The sequence below is a fragment of the Paraneptunicella aestuarii genome, from assembly GCF_019900845.1.
Classification (GTDB): Bacteria; Pseudomonadota; Gammaproteobacteria; order Enterobacterales; family Alteromonadaceae; genus Paraneptunicella; species Paraneptunicella aestuarii.
In genome coordinates, this window is record NZ_CP074570.1 from 2,511,441 (window position 1) to 2,532,688 (window position 21,248).

General features: G+C 43.2%; 14 protein-coding genes. 3 read left to right on the top strand and 11 right to left on the bottom strand.

What is annotated here, in order from left to right:
• Positions 1-50: 50 nt before the first annotated feature.
• A complete protein-coding gene (locus tag KIH87_RS10260; protein ID WP_232357799.1) occupies positions 51-1,739 on the top strand; it encodes a WD40 repeat domain-containing protein in 1,689 nt (562 codons plus the stop codon).
• Positions 1,740-1,820: 81 nt separating this feature from the next.
• On the opposite strand, the gene KIH87_RS10265 is transcribed toward KIH87_RS10260, so the two are convergent.
• From KIH87_RS10265 to KIH87_RS10280, 4 genes are all read right to left on the bottom strand, one after another.
• Positions 1,821-2,978, bottom strand: coding sequence for a GGDEF domain-containing protein (locus KIH87_RS10265; RefSeq protein WP_232357800.1), 1,158 nt, complete (start codon positions 2,976-2,978; stop codon positions 1,821-1,823).
• A 311-nt stretch (positions 2,979-3,289) separates the two neighbouring features.
• A complete protein-coding gene (locus KIH87_RS10270; protein WP_232357801.1) occupies positions 3,290-4,912 on the bottom strand; it encodes a S8 family serine peptidase in 1,623 nt (540 codons plus the stop codon).
• A gap of 352 nt (positions 4,913-5,264) precedes the next feature.
• Positions 5,265-6,233, bottom strand: coding sequence for an aldo/keto reductase (locus KIH87_RS10275; RefSeq protein WP_232357802.1), 969 nt, complete (start codon positions 6,231-6,233; stop codon positions 5,265-5,267).
• 26 nt (positions 6,234-6,259) lie between these two features.
• Positions 6,260-6,514 (bottom strand): hypothetical protein, encoded by a 255-nt coding sequence (locus tag KIH87_RS10280; RefSeq protein ID WP_232357803.1) that lies wholly within the window; start codon positions 6,512-6,514, stop codon positions 6,260-6,262.
• Positions 6,515-6,746: 232 nt separating this feature from the next.
• Here KIH87_RS10280 and fabA point away from each other — a divergent pair, with 232 nt between their 5' ends.
• Entirely contained in the window at positions 6,747-7,265 is a 519-nt protein-coding gene (gene fabA, locus KIH87_RS10285; protein ID WP_232357804.1) for a 3-hydroxyacyl-[acyl-carrier-protein] dehydratase FabA, read from the top strand.
• 438 nt (positions 7,266-7,703) lie between these two features.
• A complete protein-coding gene (gene rmf, locus KIH87_RS10290) occupies positions 7,704-7,874 on the top strand; it encodes a ribosome modulation factor (protein ID WP_232357805.1) in 171 nt (56 codons plus the stop codon).
• Positions 7,875-8,279: 405 nt separating this feature from the next.
• Here rmf and KIH87_RS10295 read toward each other — a convergent pair whose 3' ends face one another.
• The 7 genes from KIH87_RS10295 to KIH87_RS10325 form a co-directional block, all read right to left on the bottom strand.
• Complete coding sequence (locus KIH87_RS10295) at positions 8,280-9,935, bottom strand: DUF3466 family protein (RefSeq protein WP_232357806.1); 1,656 nt, start codon at positions 9,933-9,935, stop codon at positions 8,280-8,282.
• An 8-nt stretch (positions 9,936-9,943) separates the two neighbouring features.
• Positions 9,944-11,845 (bottom strand): ATP-binding cassette ATPase Uup, encoded by a 1,902-nt coding sequence (gene uup, locus KIH87_RS10300; RefSeq protein ID WP_232357807.1) that lies wholly within the window; start codon positions 11,843-11,845, stop codon positions 9,944-9,946.
• A complete protein-coding gene (locus KIH87_RS10305) occupies positions 11,842-12,081 on the bottom strand; it encodes a glutaredoxin family protein (RefSeq protein WP_232357808.1) in 240 nt (79 codons plus the stop codon). Before KIH87_RS10305 ends, uup begins: the two co-directional genes overlap by 4 nt.
• Positions 12,071-14,188, bottom strand: coding sequence for a bifunctional 23S rRNA (guanine(2069)-N(7))-methyltransferase RlmK/23S rRNA (guanine(2445)-N(2))-methyltransferase RlmL (gene rlmKL / locus KIH87_RS10310; RefSeq protein ID WP_232357809.1), 2,118 nt, complete (start codon positions 14,186-14,188; stop codon positions 12,071-12,073). The genes KIH87_RS10305 and rlmKL overlap by 11 nt, the downstream gene beginning before the upstream one ends.
• Before the next feature lie 178 nt (positions 14,189-14,366).
• Positions 14,367-14,897 carry a cell division protein ZapC domain-containing protein gene (locus KIH87_RS10315; RefSeq protein ID WP_232357810.1) on the bottom strand — a complete coding sequence of 177 codons (531 nt, stop codon included), beginning with the start codon at positions 14,895-14,897 and terminating at the stop codon, positions 14,367-14,369.
• The gene (gene pyrD, locus KIH87_RS10320) at positions 14,897-15,907 is read right to left on the bottom strand and encodes a quinone-dependent dihydroorotate dehydrogenase (protein WP_232357811.1); all 1,011 of its coding nucleotides are present in this window, start codon (positions 15,905-15,907) and stop codon (positions 14,897-14,899) included. Before pyrD ends, KIH87_RS10315 begins: the two co-directional genes overlap by 1 nt.
• A 105-nt stretch (positions 15,908-16,012) precedes the next feature.
• Positions 16,013-20,848: an NAD-glutamate dehydrogenase gene (locus KIH87_RS10325; RefSeq protein WP_232357812.1), complete on the bottom strand. Its 4,836-nt coding sequence runs from the start codon at positions 20,846-20,848 to the stop codon at positions 16,013-16,015.
• Between the last annotated feature and the right edge of the window lie 400 nt (positions 20,849-21,248).

Sequence of the window (21,248 nt, forward strand, 5' to 3'; positions counted from 1 at the left end):
TCTTATAAAAGCTCTGATACAACCTTCATACAATTCGTGGGTGCAACATTATGATGAAACATAACTCCCCTATCAGCGGGATAGCTTCACTAGGTGATCAGTATGTCGCAACAGCAGGTTACGATAACAAAGTCATTCTGTGGGATGCGAAAACTAAACACGCATTAGCACAGGGTGTACACGACCACCTGGCCAACCAATGTGTATTTCGTCCCGATGGCAAATACCTTGCCTCGACCAGTAGCGATTACTCGGTGCGTATATGGCAACTTCCATCCATGCGTTTAACTCACTTATTGAATGAACATACTGATGATGTTGAATTTGTCTGTTTTAATCCGGTCAATGATTCCATTGCCACCTGTTCAAGAGACAAGTCAATTCGCATCTATGACGGTTCAGGTAAGCAACAACGAGTGCTGCTTGGACACGAAGCCGATGTGCTTACGGTTCAGTGGATGGCTGACGGCGAACAGCTGGTCAGTACCAGTGACGACGGTACTATTCGTACCTGGAACGCCAATACTGGTGAAATGCTGGCAATGTATGACTTCGAGGGTGTTGAAACCGACACTATCGTAGTGAGCAGCGACGGGGCGATATTCGCGGGTAACGACGAAGGCGAAATCAGTCTGCTACAAGGCGGTGAATTACAGCAAACATTTCAGGCTCATGACGCCGGGATCAAGCGTTTGGTTTACAGCGAAACCAGTAAACGTCTTGTCAGCCTAAGCTATGATCGAACCGTTAAGATCTGGCAGTTAGACGACAAGCAACAGCTCAACCTTAAGTTGGATAGCAAACTGCCTCCGGTTATCTGGCCTCGTTCATGTGCTTTTGTTGGTGAAGAACAATTAGCATTCGCTACTTTCGGTTCTTGCTATGCGTTGCTTAACTTGAACAACAGCGAATGGGATTTGTCCGGTATCGACCCCACTGGCGGTAAAAATGCCGTATACAAGCTTGGGGATGACATCTATTCCATCGGTGATGCGGGTATTTTCTGGAAGAACGATGAGCCTGTTACTACATTACCCAGCCTATGCAACTTCATTACCTCCGTAAATGGGGTATTTGTGACTGGTGGACAAACAGGCGAAGTCTTTAATGCCTTGACTGGCGACGTGATTTATCAGCATCGCTCTCCGCTTAACTGTGGTGCAACTCACAAAACAGATGCAGGCGCTTTCGTCTATGTAGGCACTTATACTGGTGAAGTATTGGTCTTTGATGTGAGCAACGATGGCAAAATTCAATTCAGTAAAGAAATTCAGGTTCACGATAACGCCATTAAAGATGTGGCAACATCGGCAACCGAGTTATTCTCGGTTTCTGCCTCAGCCGGTGCGGCTTATAACCAGTTAAGCGACTTGCAACGTAGCCACTTGATTGAAGAAGGCCACAGCAAAATTGCCAATGGCTGTAGCTTTGTTGGTAATGATCAATTTGCCAGTATCAGCCGAGATTTAAAACTGCGAGTCTGGCGCAATCATGAAGCCATTGTATTTGATACACCACATCAAAATTCGATTAAATGTATCGCCTACAACCCTTCAAGCAACATGGTAGCCACCTGTGACTACACGGGTCATGCAGGTTTGTTCGACATGAATACCGAGCAATATGTTGCCTTCACGCGCTTAACAAACTGTGGTTTGTCTTGCGTGACAGCCGATGATCAGGGAACTGGATTTAAGTGCAGTTCTTACGATGGTCACATTTACGATTTGAATGTGTAAAGCAAAGACAGCGATGTAAAGATTAAAAAGCTCCTTTGAGTCACCTCTCAGGAGCTTTTTCTTTATCTCTTTTATTTTTTACTAAACTGGCGCATAGGCAGCGACACGATTCCTGCCACTTTCTTTAGCTAAATACAAAGCACCATCAGCATTCGCCAACATTTCTTTAATTGACTCTGCATTAATTCCCAATCGAGCAATACCAAAACTTGCCGTCATGGCGATTTGATCAGACAAACATTGCACTGGCGTACTGGCAACATTCTCTCTAACCCGTTCGACCAATTGCATAGCGCTTTCCAATTCGGTATTGGGTAGCAATATGACAAACTCTTCGCCCCCCACACGCCCCAAAATATCGGTTTCACGAATACCTTGCTTTAGTCTTTGAGCAAATAACTTTATCGCTTCATCCCCAACACTGTGACCATAAGTGTCATTAATGGATTTAAAGTGATCAATATCGGCAACCACAATGCTCACCGGGGTATTTCGCTGTTTGGCAATGGCAAAGGTATTTTGAGATTTTTCTTCAAATCCTCGACGATTAAACACCCCGGTTAGCTGATCCGTCACCGCCAACTGACGCATTCTGTCAGCCAGATCATCAGCCACTATCAGCACCGTAAATAAACCTAACCCAGAAAAGGCTCCGGGATGAAAAATAAAATTCACCTGAGCATATAAATTTAGATAATAGTCATCACGGAATTCTCCCTGCATTAATGCATAAGTGCCAGCCAGAATTTGTGATAACGCGAATATGACATACACAGCAACCGCTCCCCATTCAGCGGCGCGAACAGGCCGAGACGGCGTTGCAATAATCCATGCGGCAAACAGCATCATAATGCCACCGGAGTACGGAATGAAAACCATGCGTAAGCCCATGTGAGGCTGCACTACGGTAAACCAGACAACGGCTAATTCAACTAAAACAAAACACATTAAAATCCATTTCGGAAAAGGCTCCATGTTTCGCCGTATGCGGTGTCCGACCAAACCAAGCGCCTGGATCACCAATGACATAGCATTAACAAAAATCCAGTAAAAAGTTTGAGAATAAAAGATTTCAGGGAATATATTAAGAATGGCTTTTACAGCAGCAACAACAAAGAGCAATCCCCAACATAAAGTGTGAAGTTTTGGCTCAATTGTACGCCAGGTCACAAAGAAGATGATGGCGAGCATCAAACAGACAAAAATATGCGTGACCAAAACAGAAGCAATACTATCCATAAATCACATCACTCCCTACCGCTACTACTTGAAAACTACTTGCAGCCTGTTTAAGACTTTTTATAACCACTATCGGTACATACTTCAGGCCGTGCAATCAATATGCACGTATTGGCTAGATTATGCTTTTCCTAAATTAATTAAAAGCATCTTATTTAAATCTTTACACTTGGGTGCATTTTATTCACCACTTTTACCCGCCAATATAGATAACTCAAAGATGAGCTTGAAACACTTTTGAATTCTTCAAATACAAAGAAGCCCGATTAAATCGGGCTTCTTTATTAAAGATGAAACATCAATCTAAACACTTATTGATAGTTATAGTTCATTGTTACACCACTGTACGTGCTGTAAGCATAGATACCTACATGCCATGTACCAGTTGATGGGTTATTGAAAGTACAGGTTTCATTATTGCCTGACTTATAAGGACGGCAATCATAAGTGCTGGTAGTAGGATCTGCACCGAATCTCAAGTACAAGTCGGCATCACCAGAACCACCAGAAATAGCAACACTCATGGTAGATACGCCAGCAGGAATATCCCAAGTGTAACGATCCCACGCACCTTTAGTACCAGACAAGTTAGGCAAAGAACCTGATACTGGAGTCACACCAGAACCACCACCTGAACCGCCACCAGTGCTGCCAGAACAGCCGTACTGGTTCAAGTAATCGTAAGCAGCTTTAGCTTGAACGATACCGTAACCATATTTGGTATCACGACCAGCAGAACCTTTGTCTTTAGCAGTATCAACCAATGCTTTACGTACTTGCTCGTTGGTACATTGAGGGAAGAAACTCCATACCAAAGCAGCAGTACCTACAACGTGAGGAGTCGCCATTGACGTACCGCTCTTGGTGCCGTAAGTGCTGGAAGGTACTGTTGAGTAAACAGATGAACCTGGGCCTGCCAATTCAACCTGACTGTTGTATTGAGAGTAAGACGCCCAGTTTTCACTGGAATCAACTGCAGCAACAGAGATAACCGCATCGTAAGACGCAGGGTAAGACATGGTAGTGTTACCATCGTTACCTGCTGCAGCGATTAACATTACACCTTGATTCACAAAGCTCTGCATTGAGTTTGCTTCAGCAGTTGAAGAACTACCACCACCCAAACTCATGTTAACAACGTTTGCGCCCGCGTCTTTACACTGTTGAATTGCAGTGATCAAATCAGAAGCTGTTGTCCATGAACCTGCATCATTGAAGATTTTAACGATGTGCAGATCAACACCAGGATAAACACCAACAACACCAGAGTTGTTATCTAACGCAGCAATAGTTCCAGCAACGTGAGTTCCGTGACCATTTCCGTCATTGCTCCACTGCCCAACTTGAGAGTTGTTAGCCTGGCCAGAAACGCCATCGTTTACGGTAGGAAGGTCTGGATGGCCCAGGTTGTAACCGGTATCAATGATACAGACTTTACGTGCATTCAAATCAGTTTGAACCAACTGAGTTGCTTGCACCATTGGGATACCATAAGGAGTTGTTTGCGCCATAACATAACGACGAGGGTCGTTTGATACATAAGCAACACCACGGCTCTCAGATACCTTGTTGAAGACTTCCTTATTCATAGTAACAACCATCATGCGTTGTTTTTCAATCGCACGAACTGGTTTAGCACCCATTTGACGAAGCATGGACTCTGCAGCCTGGACATTCAATACACCGTCCTTAACCAATGCAACGCCTGTATCTGTGCGGCTTTGATCATCAGCCATAGCTTGAGCATCATCATTGAACACAACGATATATTGTTGTGCTTGAGCTTCTACCAAGCTTTGATTTGGATTTACAAGTCTTAACTCATTAGCTTGTAAACCTGATTCGATTTTTTGAGGTACTGCCGCCATAACGCTTGATGCGACCAAGGACAACGCTGCCATCCCCAATCCCACTAACTGTTTGTTTTGTTTCATTATTTATTCTCTTTTTATATTAAAAATGTCATATGCAGGGTATTTTTATTTACCAGGCGAGAGGATTAACTAATAAAACAGGTGCAACATCAAGAGGAAGTGAATTGTTATTTATGTCAAAATGTTTCAAAGTGGTAATCTTTTGAATAAATTGATACCACATTAATGAAAATGAAAAAATGAGAAAAGTTTCCTTTTAATTTCAACAAGTTTAAAAATTTATGACATTTTTCAATTTGCTAGAAAATGCAATTACAATCCTTTGTAATTTGAACAAATCATGAAAAACAAATTACATTAAGTTACATTTGAACGGTAATTTTTAATACCATAAAAAATATTAATATTTACTTTAAGGAAGCTTATATCCGCGCGCAGAAACGAATAATTCATACCAATGATTACGGCTCAACAAAAGGCTTTTCGCCTTACCGCACTCCTTGATTCGTTCAGGATTGGTGGTACCGATAATAGGCTGAATTCCCGCAGGGTGACGCATCAACCAACCCAATACGATAGCCTCCCGACTGGTTTGATATTCTGCGGCTAATCGAGAAACCAATTCTGCGGTTTGGACATAATTCTCTGGCTGACCTGAGAGGTCTCCACCAGAAAACAAACCATTAGCCAAGCAACCCCAGGCCTGAAGCTGTATTTGATGAAGCTGACAGTAAGACACCGTTCCTGGAGAGAAATGGGTATCAGAACCAGAGGCCATGCCGGCGGTCATTCCTTCATCCAGCCACTGATGATTGAGCAAACTCATTTGCAATTGATTGGCAACCAGAGGCATTGGCAAGTAACTACGCAAATAATCCATCTGATAATGATGCATATTGGAAACACCAAACTGTTTAACTTTTCCAGCTTCCAATAATTCTTCAAACACCTTGGCAACTTCTTCAGGTTGCATCAAGGGATCTGGGCGATGTAGTAACAATATGTCCAATTGTTCAATGTTCAAACGCTTTAATATGTTTTCTACCGAAGTACGGATCCAATCAGCGGAGAAATCATAACGACCAGGCCCATTCTCATCAGCAAACCGGATCCCGCATTTACTTTGTAATATAATTTTCTGCCGCAGTTCAGGACGTTGCTTAAGCACTTCAGCAAACACTTGTTCCGCTTTTCCCATTCGATAAATGTCAGCATGATCGAACATATTGATTCCGGCATCCAATGCCGCATCTAATGCATTATGCATTTGAGTAACATGTTCAGAACCGTAATGACTGGAATCCCAATCGCCGCCAAACCCCATGCAACCGAGAGTAATACGACTAACAGATTCAAAATGAGATTGAATAGGAGTTTTCATTAATGGAGCCTTTGGGTTTGTCGAAGCTATTCTTCTTTCATGTTCTTGGTCAGCCAGGCATTTAACAATTTAATCTGGCCACACTTATATGCTGCGTAAGTAATTTTCAGGGAATTACTCAAGATATCGCTATCTGTCCAACCGGTTATTTGACTAATTTCGTTGTAGCACGACTGAGCTTCAGGGCTGATATATCCCCTGACCTGCTTGTTACCTAGTGCTTTTTGTCGTTCTCGAAAGCGTTTCTGCTTTTCTGCATTGGCGCTACTTTTATCAGACATAATATTTGGAGGTAATCATTATTGTTATTGGAATGAGGCATTATTGAACTTGCGCTCTGGCTTGGCAACCGCAAATCATATTTAAGTAATTAATTTCACTCTTGAGCAGAGATTCATCCAGTTTACTCATTTGATTGTTAAAATTTTAAGAAAAAATACTGTTCAGAGTTGTTTAGCGTACAAGTGTTCGCTAAATTACGCCTTCCTTTGGAAAATCGAATAAAGAAGACCTATGTTTGAACAAAAAAGCAGCTACAGCAAAGAAGATTTATTAGCTTGTAGTCGTGGAGAGCTGTTTGGCCCAGGCAATAGCCAACTTCCTGCCCCCAATATGCTCATGATGGATCGCATCAGTAAAATTAGCGAAGATGGCGGCGACAATGACAAGGGCTATATTGAGGCTGAACTTGATATTACACCAGATCTTTGGTTCTTTGATTGCCACTTTCCCGGTGATCCGGTTATGCCTGGTTGCTTAGGTCTTGACGCTATGTGGCAACTTGTAGGTTTCTTTTTGGGGTGGAGTCACGGCCCTGGCAAAGGAAGAGCGCTTGGTGTAGGTGAAGTAAAATTTACTGGCCAAATTTTACCAACGGCTAAAAAAGTCACTTATCGTATTCATATGAAGCGTGTAATCAAGCGTAAGCTGTTTATGGGCATTGGTGACGGTATCGTGGAAGTAGATGGTCGAGTCATTTACCAGGCTAAAGACCTCAAAGTAGGACTATTTCAGGACACCAGTTCTTTCTAATCCTGAATTTCTATCCAGTTTCTTACTGGTATTCACCATACTATTAGGCGGTCTTCTTTTGGTCGCCTTTTCTCAGTTCTGACCAATCCAGTCTATCCTTATTCACATACCAGGTACTTTTCTCATCGCTTATCTTTAACCATTACTGAGAAATATTACTTTTCGGATACTTTTTTGATCTAATCACTTGTATTTATGCAAGTAACTGAGCTTATTAAAAGTATTCCTGAAAGATAGTTGCCATATACCCTAAATGAATAAAAACCGTAATAAATATGAAAAATTAATGTAACATTAAAAAAAGCAACAATTCATTCAGTTATCAAATGTCAACAAAAATTTCTTACCAAAGCCATTGAACCTTTAACTTATATTCACTATCTATTAATTGTGGTCGGATACACTGACTACTCTTTCTTTAGCAAAGTAGAGGTGAAAATGAAAAGACAGAAAAGAGACAAACTTTCCCGCGCTCACGCTAAAGGGTACCAAGCTGGTATCTCTGGACGTTCTAAAGAAAACTGCCCATTTCAGGCTCTGGAAGCTCGCTCACATTGGTTAGGAGGATGGCGAGCAGCAATGGAAGATCGAACTCTCATTAAAAGCTAACGATTCGAGGTAAATCTCAGCTCAGAAGCATGTGTTTTGAGTCGTGTATGCAATTTTTGGTGTGACCTTCTGTACATTGCACATAATGTGCATTAATGCAGAAAGAACAACCGTAAAAAGTTGCTAGCTTAAAACATAACTGGTGTTTCTGAGCTGTGAATATTCAAACAGTCAATAAGCAATTAACCGTTAAAACCATCTGTACTTAACCCACAGCAAGCAACTTAGTATTCCTGCTGCTCAAGCTATCTATCTATGAGCGTCTTATCTCTGAGCTCATTTATCTCGCATTCCCCTTGTAGCCATCGTTCATTTCAGCACATCAAAATAAAAAAACGCGCAATAACCGAAGCTATTACGCGCTTTTAAGCTCTAAGAGCTGAATCAACGCTACGACTTACATAGTTACAGTCTTCTGCGGAACAGACCTAGTAACATCAATGGAAGCAACCAAAACATGCTACCGCCACTGCGTTCCTGAACGTCTTGTTCATCAGGTGCGCAATCTTCAATATTTCCATTGGAAACAGGATTAAGAATGACGCTCACCGCAACATCTTCTGTCACAGGATCACCATTTTCATCCAGAACAGCTTCCCCTTTAATATCATATGAGGCACGGTTAACAATAGCAGTGGCAGCAATCTGGTTACTATTGTTAATGCTATTAGCCTGGACAATGGTATAAGGTGAATCACAGGCTAACAAATCGTTTAAATCCTGAAATGTTTGCTCTGCGACGTCATAAATAAAACCATGCTTACGACGAGAAACACTTAAACCAGCATCAACCTCACCTTCGCCCACCACCAAATTATTGTCATTGATTGAATGAGCAACACTGGCAGAGCCCGGGAAGAAGTCCACAGGATATGTCACCACTTCATTATCGATATCGTAAATAAAGAATTTGGTACGGTTGTAACCACTGATGGTTTTACTTGCCTGCCCTACCACTAAATTGTTGTTATTGATATCAACGGCAACACTACCGTTATATTCTGAGTCATCCGTAAAACCAATAACTTCATCATCCTTAAACACCGCGGCAAACATACCAATAATGCTGTCATTACTTCCAAAGTATTTAGACGCATCGCCAACAGCAATACCGTTATCATTAACTGCCAGCGCACGGCTTATATAAGTATTATTGTCATCCTCTTCCGGCGTAAAATGTATGCCCAAAGACTTTTTGCTCAGAATATCGCCAGCTTCATTCAACTGCCATAGCGCACCGCGACGCTGGAAAGCACCACTAACACCGGAGCGAATTAAACGGTGAAAACACAAATCAACCGGAATATCGCCTCGAATTTCATCGTCTTCACAGTTATCAATAGAGTTCTGACGCGCTTCCGTTACTTGTGTTGCTTCATAACCCGATACCAGCAGGTTGTTATTAACGTCAGTAGCTTCAGAAATACTGCCCGGTAAATCTGATTCAGGCACCAGTTCCACTACTGCACCATTCAATTGCACAAAGCCTCTGCTGTTAAAGTCCTGTACAACGTAGGTAATTTCCTCTTCAGATTCGTTGGTGTACACGACTTTACGTGTCGGGCCATCACCCAAACCAACGATGACACCAGCATCATTAATTTCACGCACATAAGTATTGGTGTCTCTGGCGTAAGTGCCTAATTCCGGGTCAATCGTGTCGAAGCCGGTTATGAAGGAAGCTTCATTATTGCCGGAAACCAAAAAGCTTTGATAACGCGTTAATTTCTGAAATGTTTCCAAGCTCTGCGCCTGAATGAAATCAGCCAAAAACTGCAAATCTTCAGTATTGAAATTACCATTTTGAGCCGCATCAATATCAGTCAGGTTGTCAACCAGCGTCGTACTCTCAAAATTCAATAAACTGACATCAATGGGAGGATTAAACACTCCATCGGTCAGTAAAACCACATCACCTGAATTATTAATTGATGCCGAAAAACTGTGCTGGGCAATGTCTTGCGTCGGCATTTCAACGACTTCATAAACGGCTGCATTCGCGCTTTGTTGAAGAACTCCTGACAGACACGCTGCCACCATCGCTAACCTGAGTTGTCTCATGAATCTTCTTATTCCTGTGTCATACTTTCCAGCTCATCCCAGCGGGCATAAGCCTGTTCTAACTGTGCTTGTAGTTCAGATAACTTCTGCAACATATCATTGGATGTAGTGGGATCCTGCTTGAAGAAATCCGGCGCGTTGACCGTATTTTGGAATTCCTCGACTTGTTCTTCCAATCGTTCAATGGTTGCGGGTAACTGCTCAAGTTCCAATTGAAGCTTATATGATAGCTTTTTCCTTGGCTTAGCAGAAGCGTCGGGTTTAGGACTATCATTTTTAACTTTAGTTTCCTGCTTATCCTGTTTTTTCTGCTTCTCTTCATACCATTTGAAGATTTCCTGATAACCGCCAATAAAATCGCGAACAACGCCATTACCTTCAAAGTACAAACTGCTGGTAACAACATTATCGACAAATTCTCTATCGTGGCTTACGAGCAACAAGGTTCCCGAATATTGCATCAAGGTATCTTCCAACATTTCCAGCGTTTCCACATCCAGATCGTTGGTAGGTTCGTCCATAATCAATAAATTACTGGGCTTGGACAACAGTTTCGCCAGCAATAAACGGTTCTTTTCACCGCCAGATAAAGCTTTTACCGGGGAATTGGCTCTGTCGGGTGTAAACAGGAAATCCTGCAAATAGCTGATCACATGACGACTGCGGCCATTGATATCAATTTCCCGCTTGCCATCAGCGACAACGTCAATCACCGTTTTTTCAGGATCAAGCTGTTCTCTGTGCTGATCAAAATAAGCGATTTCCAGATTAGTGCCGCGCTTGATTTCGCCCTTATCCGGCGTTAACTCACCTAACAGCAAACGAATAAGCGTGGTTTTGCCACTACCGTTAGCGCCAACGAGAGCAATACGATCACCACGCAAAATAGCGGTGGTTAAATCCTTAACAATCGGCTGCCCATCATAAGCATAGCTTAGATCTTTAACATCAAAGACAAGCTTGCCAGACTGATTGGTATCGCTCAGCGTGACCTTGGAAGTGCCCATCTTTTCGCGGCGTTGTGCATGTTCTTTGCGCAAGGCAATTAAGGCTCGTACTCGGCCTTCATTACGAGTACGGCGGGCTTTAATCCCCTGACGGATCCAGGTTTCTTCCTGGCTCAACTTTTTGTCGAAAAGCTTGTTTTGCTGCTCTTCAACTTCTAAATCCTTCGCTTTCTTATCCAGATATTCTTGATAGTTGCCCGGATAACTGACCAACTGACCACGATCCAGATCGACAATTCGAGTGGCAACTCGGCGAATAAACGCCCTGTCGTGGCTAACGAACATCATGGCACCTTTAAAGTCCATGAGCTGTCTTTCCAGCCATTCGATCATGCTGACATCCAGATGGTTGGTCGGTTCATCTAACAGCAAAATATCAGGCTCAACCACCAAGGCTCTCGCCAACGCAGCCTTACGTCGCCACCCACCGGATAATTCAGACAAACTCTGCTCACCCGGCAACTGTAATTGCGTTAACACCTGTTCAATACGGGTTTCCAGTTGCCAGCCTTGTAAATGATCCAGCTCTTTTTGTACCACTTCCATACGAGCGAAGATTTTATCGTCCTGACGCTGCGCCATTTCGTGGGTCAGGTGATGATATTCTTTCAGCAACTCACCGACTTGTGCCAAGCCTTGGGCAACATAATCAAATACACTGATGTCACTGGTCACGGGAGGATCTTGAGGTAATACGGAAATGCGCACGTTGTTATCAACAATGCGTAAACCATCATCCAGATGAACTTCGCCGGAAACCACCTTCAACAAGGTAGATTTCCCGGTTCCATTACGCCCAACCAGACACAGGCGCTCTCCCTTATTAACTAATAGCTCAGCCTTGTCCAATAGCTGTACGCCATAAGACAAGGAAGCATCTTTTAATTGCAGTAATCGACTCATTTTAAAAATTCAAGCAATTGTGCTTTATCAAAAGGCCAACCCAATTCACTTTGGGTATCCTCACGGAAAACAACGGGAATACGTGCTCCGTACTGATGGTAATACTGACGCTCAGCTTTAACATCGATAGTCGTCAGACTATAAGGACACTGTTCAGCCACCTGCTCCAACAAATCTTTGGCTAAATCACATAAGCTGCATTCAGAGCCAGAAAAAAGAATTAAATCAATCGCCATCGGTCATTATCCAGCAGTGATGAATTTTCTTATTACGCTGAAAATCCTGAGGTAAGGTTTCAGCACTGATTTCCTGGATTTTTAACCCGGTTTCTTCAGCCAGTTCAGGCGCCAAGGCAAAATTACGCAAGTTATTGGAAAAGATGATAGTACCGCCCGGAGCTAAACGCTTGCGCACCATTTTCAGAAAGCCTAAATGGTCACGCTGCACATCCCATGAACCGGTCATGTTTTTCGAGTTAGAAAACGACGGCGGATCAACAAAGATCAAATCAAATTGCTGCTCACAGTTACGTATCCAGGACAAGCAATCTTCTCGAATAAACTGGTGATAACCACGAATGTCGTTTAGCTCAAAGTTACGCTTCGCCCACTTAATATAAGTGTTCGACATGTCAACCGTTGTCACCAGTTTTGCGCCACCTAAAGCGGCAAACACAGAAACCGAGCCCGTGTAAGAAAACAGGTTCAGCACTCGCTTGTCTTTACTTAATTCTTTCACTTTCTGGCGTGTAATACGGTGATCCAGAAACAGGCCAGTATCCAGATAATCATGTAAATTCACCCAGAAACGCGCACCATTCTCGTACACCTGGATCTCGTTGGATTGTTTATCCAACTTCTCGTATTGAGCTTTGCCTTTCTGTACCTTACGCGTTTTCAACACCAGCTGTTCCGGCGGAATTCCCATAATTTCAGGAGTTGCGATAAGCACTTCCTGCAAACGAGCAATGGATTTATGCTGAGGAATTTGTTTCGGTGGCGCGTATTCCTGTACCACCACCCACTCACCATAACGGTCAATGGCAACATTGTAGTCAGGCAAATCAGCATCGTAGACGCGATAACAGTTGGTATCCTGAGAGTTAATCCATTTTTTCATTTTGCTCAGATTCTTGCGCAAGCGATTGCCAAAATCTGAACTTTGTTGCCTGTCGTTCTCGGAGATATGACAGTTTTTCTCGTCCAGTTCAAAGTTCACCAACTGACATTCAATATTGCCGTTGATGAAGTTATATTCTTTGGTCGCTACCAGTCTAAGTTGCCTTAGCATGTCTCTATTACTGGTTAACAACGACAGTTTCCAATTGGGATAAGATTCCTTCAGGTGGAATCCCCAATCTTTAAACAAAGGTAATAATTGAGTGAGTTCGCCCAAACGTTCGCCATAAGGAATATTACTGACAATATAGCCAGGCTTGTTCATATCCCGATTATATTTGGTGGCATCTGCACACTCGAAACGAATAAACTGCCCGACACCGGCCAAATTGGCATTTTTAACCGCAATATGAACTACGCGGGCGTCAATATCAGTGCCAACCAGCGCAACACCGGGAACCGCTTGTTTAATTTCAGCGGCATCCAGCATGGATTGCCAAAGCTCAGGCTGATGACCTTTCCAGTTCTCAAATCCCCAACGTTCGCGATATAACCCAGGAGCAATATTGCTGGCGTACTGTGCAGCTTCAATCAAAATCGTGCCCGAACCACACATGGGATCATAAAGCGGCTTAATGTGCCCCTGATTAAATTCATCAACCCAGCCACTACGCATCAACATGGCAAAAGCCAGGTTTTCCTTAATAGGAGCCTGCCCCGCTCTTTCACGATACATACGTTGATGTAAACTGCCGCCCGCCAAATCCAGATAGACCGACATACCGTTACGGTTTAAACGACCTTGAAAACGAATATCAGGCTGATGTTTATCAACATTAGGACGTTGATCATAGAGGTCTTTAAAGTGATCAACGATGGCGTCTTTGACCTTTAACGCGCCAAACTGAGTATTATTGATGTCTCTATTGGCACCAATAAAATCAACACTAAAGGTTTGATCAGGAGAAAAATGGCTCGACCAATTTACCTTGTTCGCCAAATCATACAAATCATCGCCGCTACTACCTTTACTACTGGCTAATTTGAGTAATACCCGGTTAGCCAAACGCGACCACAAACAAATGTGATAGGCGTCTTTAAGCTCACCTTGGAACATCACCTGTCCGGGGCGATTATTGGTCTCTAATTCAGGCAATAAATGCTGAATTTCTTGCTGTAGGAGCTGCTCCAAACCTTTGGATGTTGTGACTAGGAAATCGTACATAATTCTCTGATTCTCAAGCGGAGCGGCATTATACGCATTCCGCAAGGACAGTGTCGATTGTTTTTACGCTTTTGACGGTATACAAAGCGGGCATTTTTATCGTGACATTTATCGCAAGTTTTGACTTAAAAAACGCAAGATAAGCACGAAGTTATGGTGATAAAAAACAGCAACTGGACTAAAGCAGTTGCATCGCTTCATCACCCATCACAGGCAACAGTAGATTACGGTTACACTTGAGCAGGTTATAACGCTTGTATGGCTTATTCTCTGGTACTTGTAATTGTTCTGACAGAAGCATAATAGTAGCGAAGCCTTGAGCTGATTCCAGTATCAACGCTAAAGCCTTGTCTATACTGGTTTCAATCAAAACTAGCGGGGTTAAAGGTAAGGAATCCATCGGAGCCTTAAACAACCAGCTCTTGTTTCCTATACTTTTGTGGTAATGACTACCGGCAACAGCATGAACCGTAATATGAAACAACACGGCTTCCGGCAAGCTCGGCATCATAGATGAAATCTGCTCTGCAAATTGATAGTAGGATTCGGTCTGCTCCACACTAAAGGCTTCGCAAATTCCGTGTTTGTCTGCTAATTGTCGAGATTGAAAGGCTGTAACGAAGGTCTCATCCGGCGTTAGCTGCAACGCCAGATGGTCTGTTTCAGGAATGTATTTCCATTGCCAGGTTGGCAGTGGAGAGCGGATCACTAACGGATCCCCTGCACAATGTTACGGATCAGTTCCGGCCCTTGATAAATAAACGCCGAATAGCATTGCACCAGGCTGGCTCCAGCGTCGAACCGGGCTTGTGCTGATTCAGCCGAGTCAATGCCGCCAACAGATACGATAGGCAATTCGCCTTGTAAGGCTTGAGCCAACTCTTTAGTGACTTGCAAGCTTCTCTCCTGCAATGGCAATCCAGATAAACCGCCCGCTTCTTTGGCGTAGCGTAAACCTTCAATATTATCGCGAGATATAGTCGTATTGGTCGCGATCACACCTTCAACCTCAGCCTTACGCAGTGAATCCGCAATAGATTGAATTTCTTCTGATGTTAGATCTGGTGCAATCTTCACCAACATTGGCACTTTCTTACCATGTTGTTCTGACAGCTTTTCTTGCCCCGCTTTTAATCCTGCTAGTAAGCTGTCGAGCGCTTCTCCGTATTGCAGATTACGCAACCCGGGAGTGTTCGGTGAGGAAATATTCACGGTAACATAGCTGGCATAAGGATAGACTTTCTCCAGGCAAATCAGGTAATCGTCCAGTGCATTTTCCTCCGGTGTGGCTTTATTCTTGCCAATATTGATCCCTAATACACCGTTGAATTGACTTTGCTTTACCTGTTCAACCAAATAATCAACGCCTTTATTATTAAAGCCCATTCGGTTGATAATGCCTTTGGCATCTTTAATGCGGAACAATCGCGGCTTATCGTTTCCAACCTGAGGCTTGGGCGTTACCGTCCCAATTTCAATAAAACCAAATCCCATCGCAGCAAAGGCATCAATGCATTCGCCATTTTTATCTAACCCTGCTGCCAACCCAACAGGATTGGGAAATTCAATTCCGAAACATTCAACAGGCTTGTTTGGCACATTTTGCGCGTAAGTACTCTTTAACACATTATGCTGGCTATGTTTTAAGAACCACATAGTCAGTTCGTGGCTTAACTCAGCATCCAAATTAAACAAAGCGGCTCGTGCCAATCCGTACATGAAATTATTCCCGTTAATTATTTCTGCTATAAAAAAGCCCGGCTAATTCCGGGCTTTTTTCATTTAATAGTGACTATTTTAATAACGGTCACTGCAATAATCAATTTATCCGCAATTCAAGCTTAACAACATGAGTTCTCTCAGTGCAACAGAGAATTTAGCGAACTCGTGAGTTTTACTTGTCTTGAACTCAGCCATCATGTGATACCAACGTTCCAGCAAGTGTGCCTGCTCGTTAATCCAGCGTTCCAGGATTTCGTCAGCATTCTTGCCTTCTTTATCCCAATGCAAAATAACATTGGTCAAAGAACGTTGTTGCCAATCCAACTCTTCCCTGTAAGCGGCTCTAGCCATGGCTTGCCAATGGTTCGCCACTGATTGATGATTGATTTGCTCAAGGAACCAGTGCAGTTCCAACTTGGAGCCCAACAGGTAATAAAGGCGAGCAATCAGAGCAATATCTCTTTGCTCATCTGCTGCCACCTGAGCCAAATCAAGACATGGGAATAGATTACTGAGGCTGGAAACCTGATACGCGATATCCTGAGGCACACTTTTCTCTGCCAACTCAAGAATATATCGCTCCATCTGGTTGTATTCTTCCGCCACCAGATACTTCTGCAAGTTCTTGTTCAAGTCATCTAGCGCTGGGCTATAGAATTCAATATAACTTTGAATATCATCGCCCTTCTTACCATGGCGCAAATACCAACGAGAAGCACGTCTCAGTGTACGACGCAGTGCTGTCAGCATATCTAACTGAACTGTGGCAGGTACTTTGTTATCCAGCTTTTCAATCGCTTCCCACAAACCGTTCTTATTAAACACGCCTTTAACAACCGCGTAGGCATTGGCAATCTCTGTGACAGATGCGCCAGTTTCCTCGTTCATACGGAACAAGAAGTTAAGCCCCATGTCGTTGATCATGTTGTTCGCTAATTTAGTCGCGATGATTTCTGCACGCAACGGGTGCTCTTCCATGCGATCAGCAAACTTGTCTTGCAACATCTGTGGGAATGCTGTGATCAATAACTTGTGATGGTAAGGGTTATCGGTAATCTCTGGAATATTGAGCCTTTCTTTCAATACCATTTTGCTGTAGGCAATCAATACTGAAAGTTCGGGACGTGTTAAACCTTGTCCCATAGCTAAACGATCAGATATTTCATCGTCTGATGGGATAAATTCCAGCTCACGATTCAAATAATCATCTCTTTCCAAACCATGAATGAATCGGGTCTGTTCTTTAAGTGATGCTGCGCCACTTTGATGCGTGATCGAAATAGATTGCGTTTGACGGTAGCAATCACGAATTACCAACTCAGCAACATCATCGGTCATGTCATACAGCAACTTGTTACGTTGCTTCATGGTTAAATCGCCAGAGTTCACCAAAGCATTCAACAAGATCTTGATGTTAACTTCGTTGTCTGAACAATCTACACCGCCAACGTTATCAATGAAGTCTGTGTTAATACGCCCGCCATTGCTGGCATATTCGACACGGCCTAACTGAGTCACACCCAGGTTTCCGCCTTCACCAAGAATTCTGGCTTTAACGTCTCGACCATTGACGCGCAAATCGTCATTGGCACGATCTCCACAATCGGCATGCGTTTCCTTGCTGCTTTTAATGTAAGTTCCGATACCACCGTTCCACATCAGGTCGACTGGCATTTTCAATATATTGTGGATTAATTCGTTAGGCGTCATCTTGGCTTGGCGAGTGCCTAACCATTTCTTCATTTCTGCGCTTAGTTCAATCGACTTGGAAGAACGAGAGAAAACGCCACCACCTTTGGAAATCAGCTCTTTGTTGTAGTCATCCCATGTTAAAGATGGGTTTTCAAACAAACGCTTACGTTCCTGATACGATGTTTTCGCATCCGGGTTAGGATCAAAGAAGATATGTAAGTGGTTAAAGGCTGAAATTAAGCGAGTATGCTCCGACAGAAGCATGCCGTTACCAAAAACGTCACCTGACATATCACCGATACCAATACAGGTGAAGTCGGTTGTCTGGCAATCAATATCCATTTCACGGAAATGGCGCTTAACGCCTTCCCATGCGCCACGAGCAGTAATCCCCATGCCTTTATGGTCATAACCTACGCTACCACCAGAAGCAAAGGCATCACCCAACCAGAATTGGTACTCTTCAGAAATCGAGTTGGCGATGTCAGAGAAGGTAGCCGTGCCCTTGTCGGCAGCAACAACCAAATAGGGGTCGTCCTCGTCGTGACGAACAACATCATCAGGATGAATGATTTCGCCATCCTTAATGTTGTCGGTAATATCAAGCAAGCTGCGAATAAAGATTCTATAGCACTCTTTACCTTCCGCCAAAATAGCATCGCGCCCGACTTTTTCATGCATCTGCTTACAGACGAAGCCACCTTTCGCACCTACTGGCACAATAACGGTATTCTTAACCTGCTGAGCTTTAACCAGCCCCAGAACCTCTGTACGGAAATCTTCCAGACGGTCAGACCAACGCAAACCACCACGCGCAACTTTACCACCACGCAAATGGACGCCTTCAACACGAGGCGAGTACACGAAAATCTCAAATTTCGGCAACGGCAGCGGCATTTCCGGTATAAGTTCTGGCTGGAACTTAAAGGAAACGTAAGGCTTGGATAATCCTTGTTCGTCTTTCTGATAAAAGTTGGTACGGATGGTAGCCAAAATCATATCCAGATAACGACGAATAATACGGTCATCATCCAGGTTAGCAACCTGATCCAAATGCTGTTTAATATCACTTACCAAATCGTCTTGTTTCTTCTCATTTTGTTTTACAGCCGGATTAAAACGAGTTGTAAACAAGTCAACAATCAAGGTAGCAATATGAGGATAACGATCCAGCGTATTGGCAATATAAGTGTTACTGAAAGAACTGCCGGTTTGACGCATATACTTGGCATAGGCACGCAAAATCGTGACCTGACGTCCGGTTAACCCTGCGCCCAATACCAGACGGTTAAAGGAATCGTCTTCCAGTTTGCCATACCAAACCTGTGAAAATGCATCCTGGAACAACTCACGAGCGGTTGCCATATGCATTGTGCCGCCAGTGCTGTGCAACATGGAGAAATCCATGATCCAGTTAACGCCACCATCATCGGTTTTTACTTCGTAAGGACTTTCATCAATCACTCGCAAACCAAAGTGTTCCAACATAGGCAACACAGCAGACAAGTGAATCGGAACATTTTTATGGAACAGTTTTAAGCGCACCGAATTGCTGTTGGCTGGCTCTTCCTGTGGACGATAAAACAACATGTCCAAAGTATGATCTTCATCCAACAGTTCCAGCTTTTCGATATCGACAACAGCCACACTGGGCAAGTTACGTTCTGTATAGGCAGGACTAAAGGCATTGGCATATTTGTGCTCAAGACGCTTGCCTTTGGCTTCGCCATAATTCGCTCGGATGGTATTGGACAGTTTATCCGACCAGCTTTTGGTGAGTTCCACGATATTGTTCTCAATTTCCTTCACGTTAATTTCCGCGTTGTTATTATCAACACGCACCATATATTGAGTTCTGGCGTAGACCGACTCAGAGAAGTAAGTCGTAAACTCTACTTCTTTATCGCTATTCATTGATTTTTGTAATAGCGCTTGAGTCTCTTTCCGCAGCTTGGTGTTATACAACTCTCTTGGTACGTACACCATGCACGAATAGAAGCGTCCAAAAATATCTTTACGAACAAATAAACGTGAAATACCACGTTCCTGCATTTGGAAAATACCTAACACAATACCGAGCAATTCAGGATCAGTGGCTTGCAATAATTCATCACGAGGATAGGTTTCCAGAATATTCACTACCGCTTTGTAGGCATGGGAACCTTTCTCAAACCCACTTTGAACACAGATGCGATCTATCTTTTCCTGCAAAATCGGCAACTGGGTCACACTGCTATTGTAGAAAGAAGCAGAGTACAAGCCGATAAAGCGATGCTCGCCAATCACTACTCCATTCTCGTCATAGGTTTTAATACCAATGTAGTCCATATAAGCTGGACGATGTACGCGAGAACGTGAGTTGGTTTTAGTCAAAATCAGAGGATTGGAGCTTAAGGCTGCTTCACGGGCAGAAACAGGTAAATGAGACAGCAATCTAACATGATCACTGACAGAATTTTTCATCAAGCCCAAGCTACTGTCATTATCTGCTGTCCACTGATAATCACCTTCAATGGCTTTGATCGTGTAATGACGATATCCCATCAAGGTGAAGTTGTGGTTTTTAATCCAGGTCAGATATTTCTGTGCTTGCTTTCGATTCTCTTCATCAATAGACGACGTATAAATATCAAAATTATCAATGACCTGGCTCAATGCATCACGCATTAGTTTCCAATCACTTACCGCCAGAGAAACTTCTCTAACCACAGAGTGAAGCTCTTCAACCAAAGCTTCAAGCGCCTTCTTGTTGGTTTGGCGATCAATTTCTATCAGGAATATTGTGTTCTTGGTAATGCCCTTCGCTTTGCTGTCTGGCGCTTCGAAGCTTTGCAGTTCATTGTCCTTGTTACGCACAACCGTAATGGGACTATGTAATAGCAAGTGCGCAGTGATACCCAAGCGATTCAATGCCATACGCACTGAATCCACCAGGAAGGACATATCCTGTACAATAATTTCCACTATGGTGTGGGTAGATTGCCAACCATGACGAGCCAGATCAGGGTTAAACACCTGAATGGTCGGTTTACTGCTATCGAATACATAGAACTCGTTCCACAAGCTCAATGCCGCACCGTATAGATCGCTGTCACTACGATGTTCTAAATCTTCCTTGGGGATGTTCTTATATAAGTTACGTGCAAACTGCTCAACCAGCTTAGCTTGTGATTGATCAACTTTTTTTCGAATAAACTGGTACACATTCTCTAAGAGAACCGAATGCTGATTCGATTTAACCGTCATTGTTATTGCCTTTTAAGGATCGGTTTGCTGTTGGTACAGGGAAATCCGTCGTCTAATTTTTGTTGTCGTAGGTATTGTCTGACAAATAATCTCAACTCGGGATGAATAGCGCCTTGCTCACGATTGAAAAACGCCTTGCGATACATTTTTGTTTATTATCGTTCAGGGATATAAAAACGGTTACAACCAGATTCATTGCCTTAATGAGTCCAGAGCATTTCATCCCGAGTTAAGATCAGATGCCAGCACAGCGCTAATTCTAGAGCATTTTTAATTATAAACAATTGCTTATATTGCAAATAATTAACAAGAATTTTACTTGGCGGATAATTATGCAGAGAGGGTAAATAAAAAAGCGTCAAGGAGTTTTATTTTGACCTGAACGTGCAAAATCAAGGGG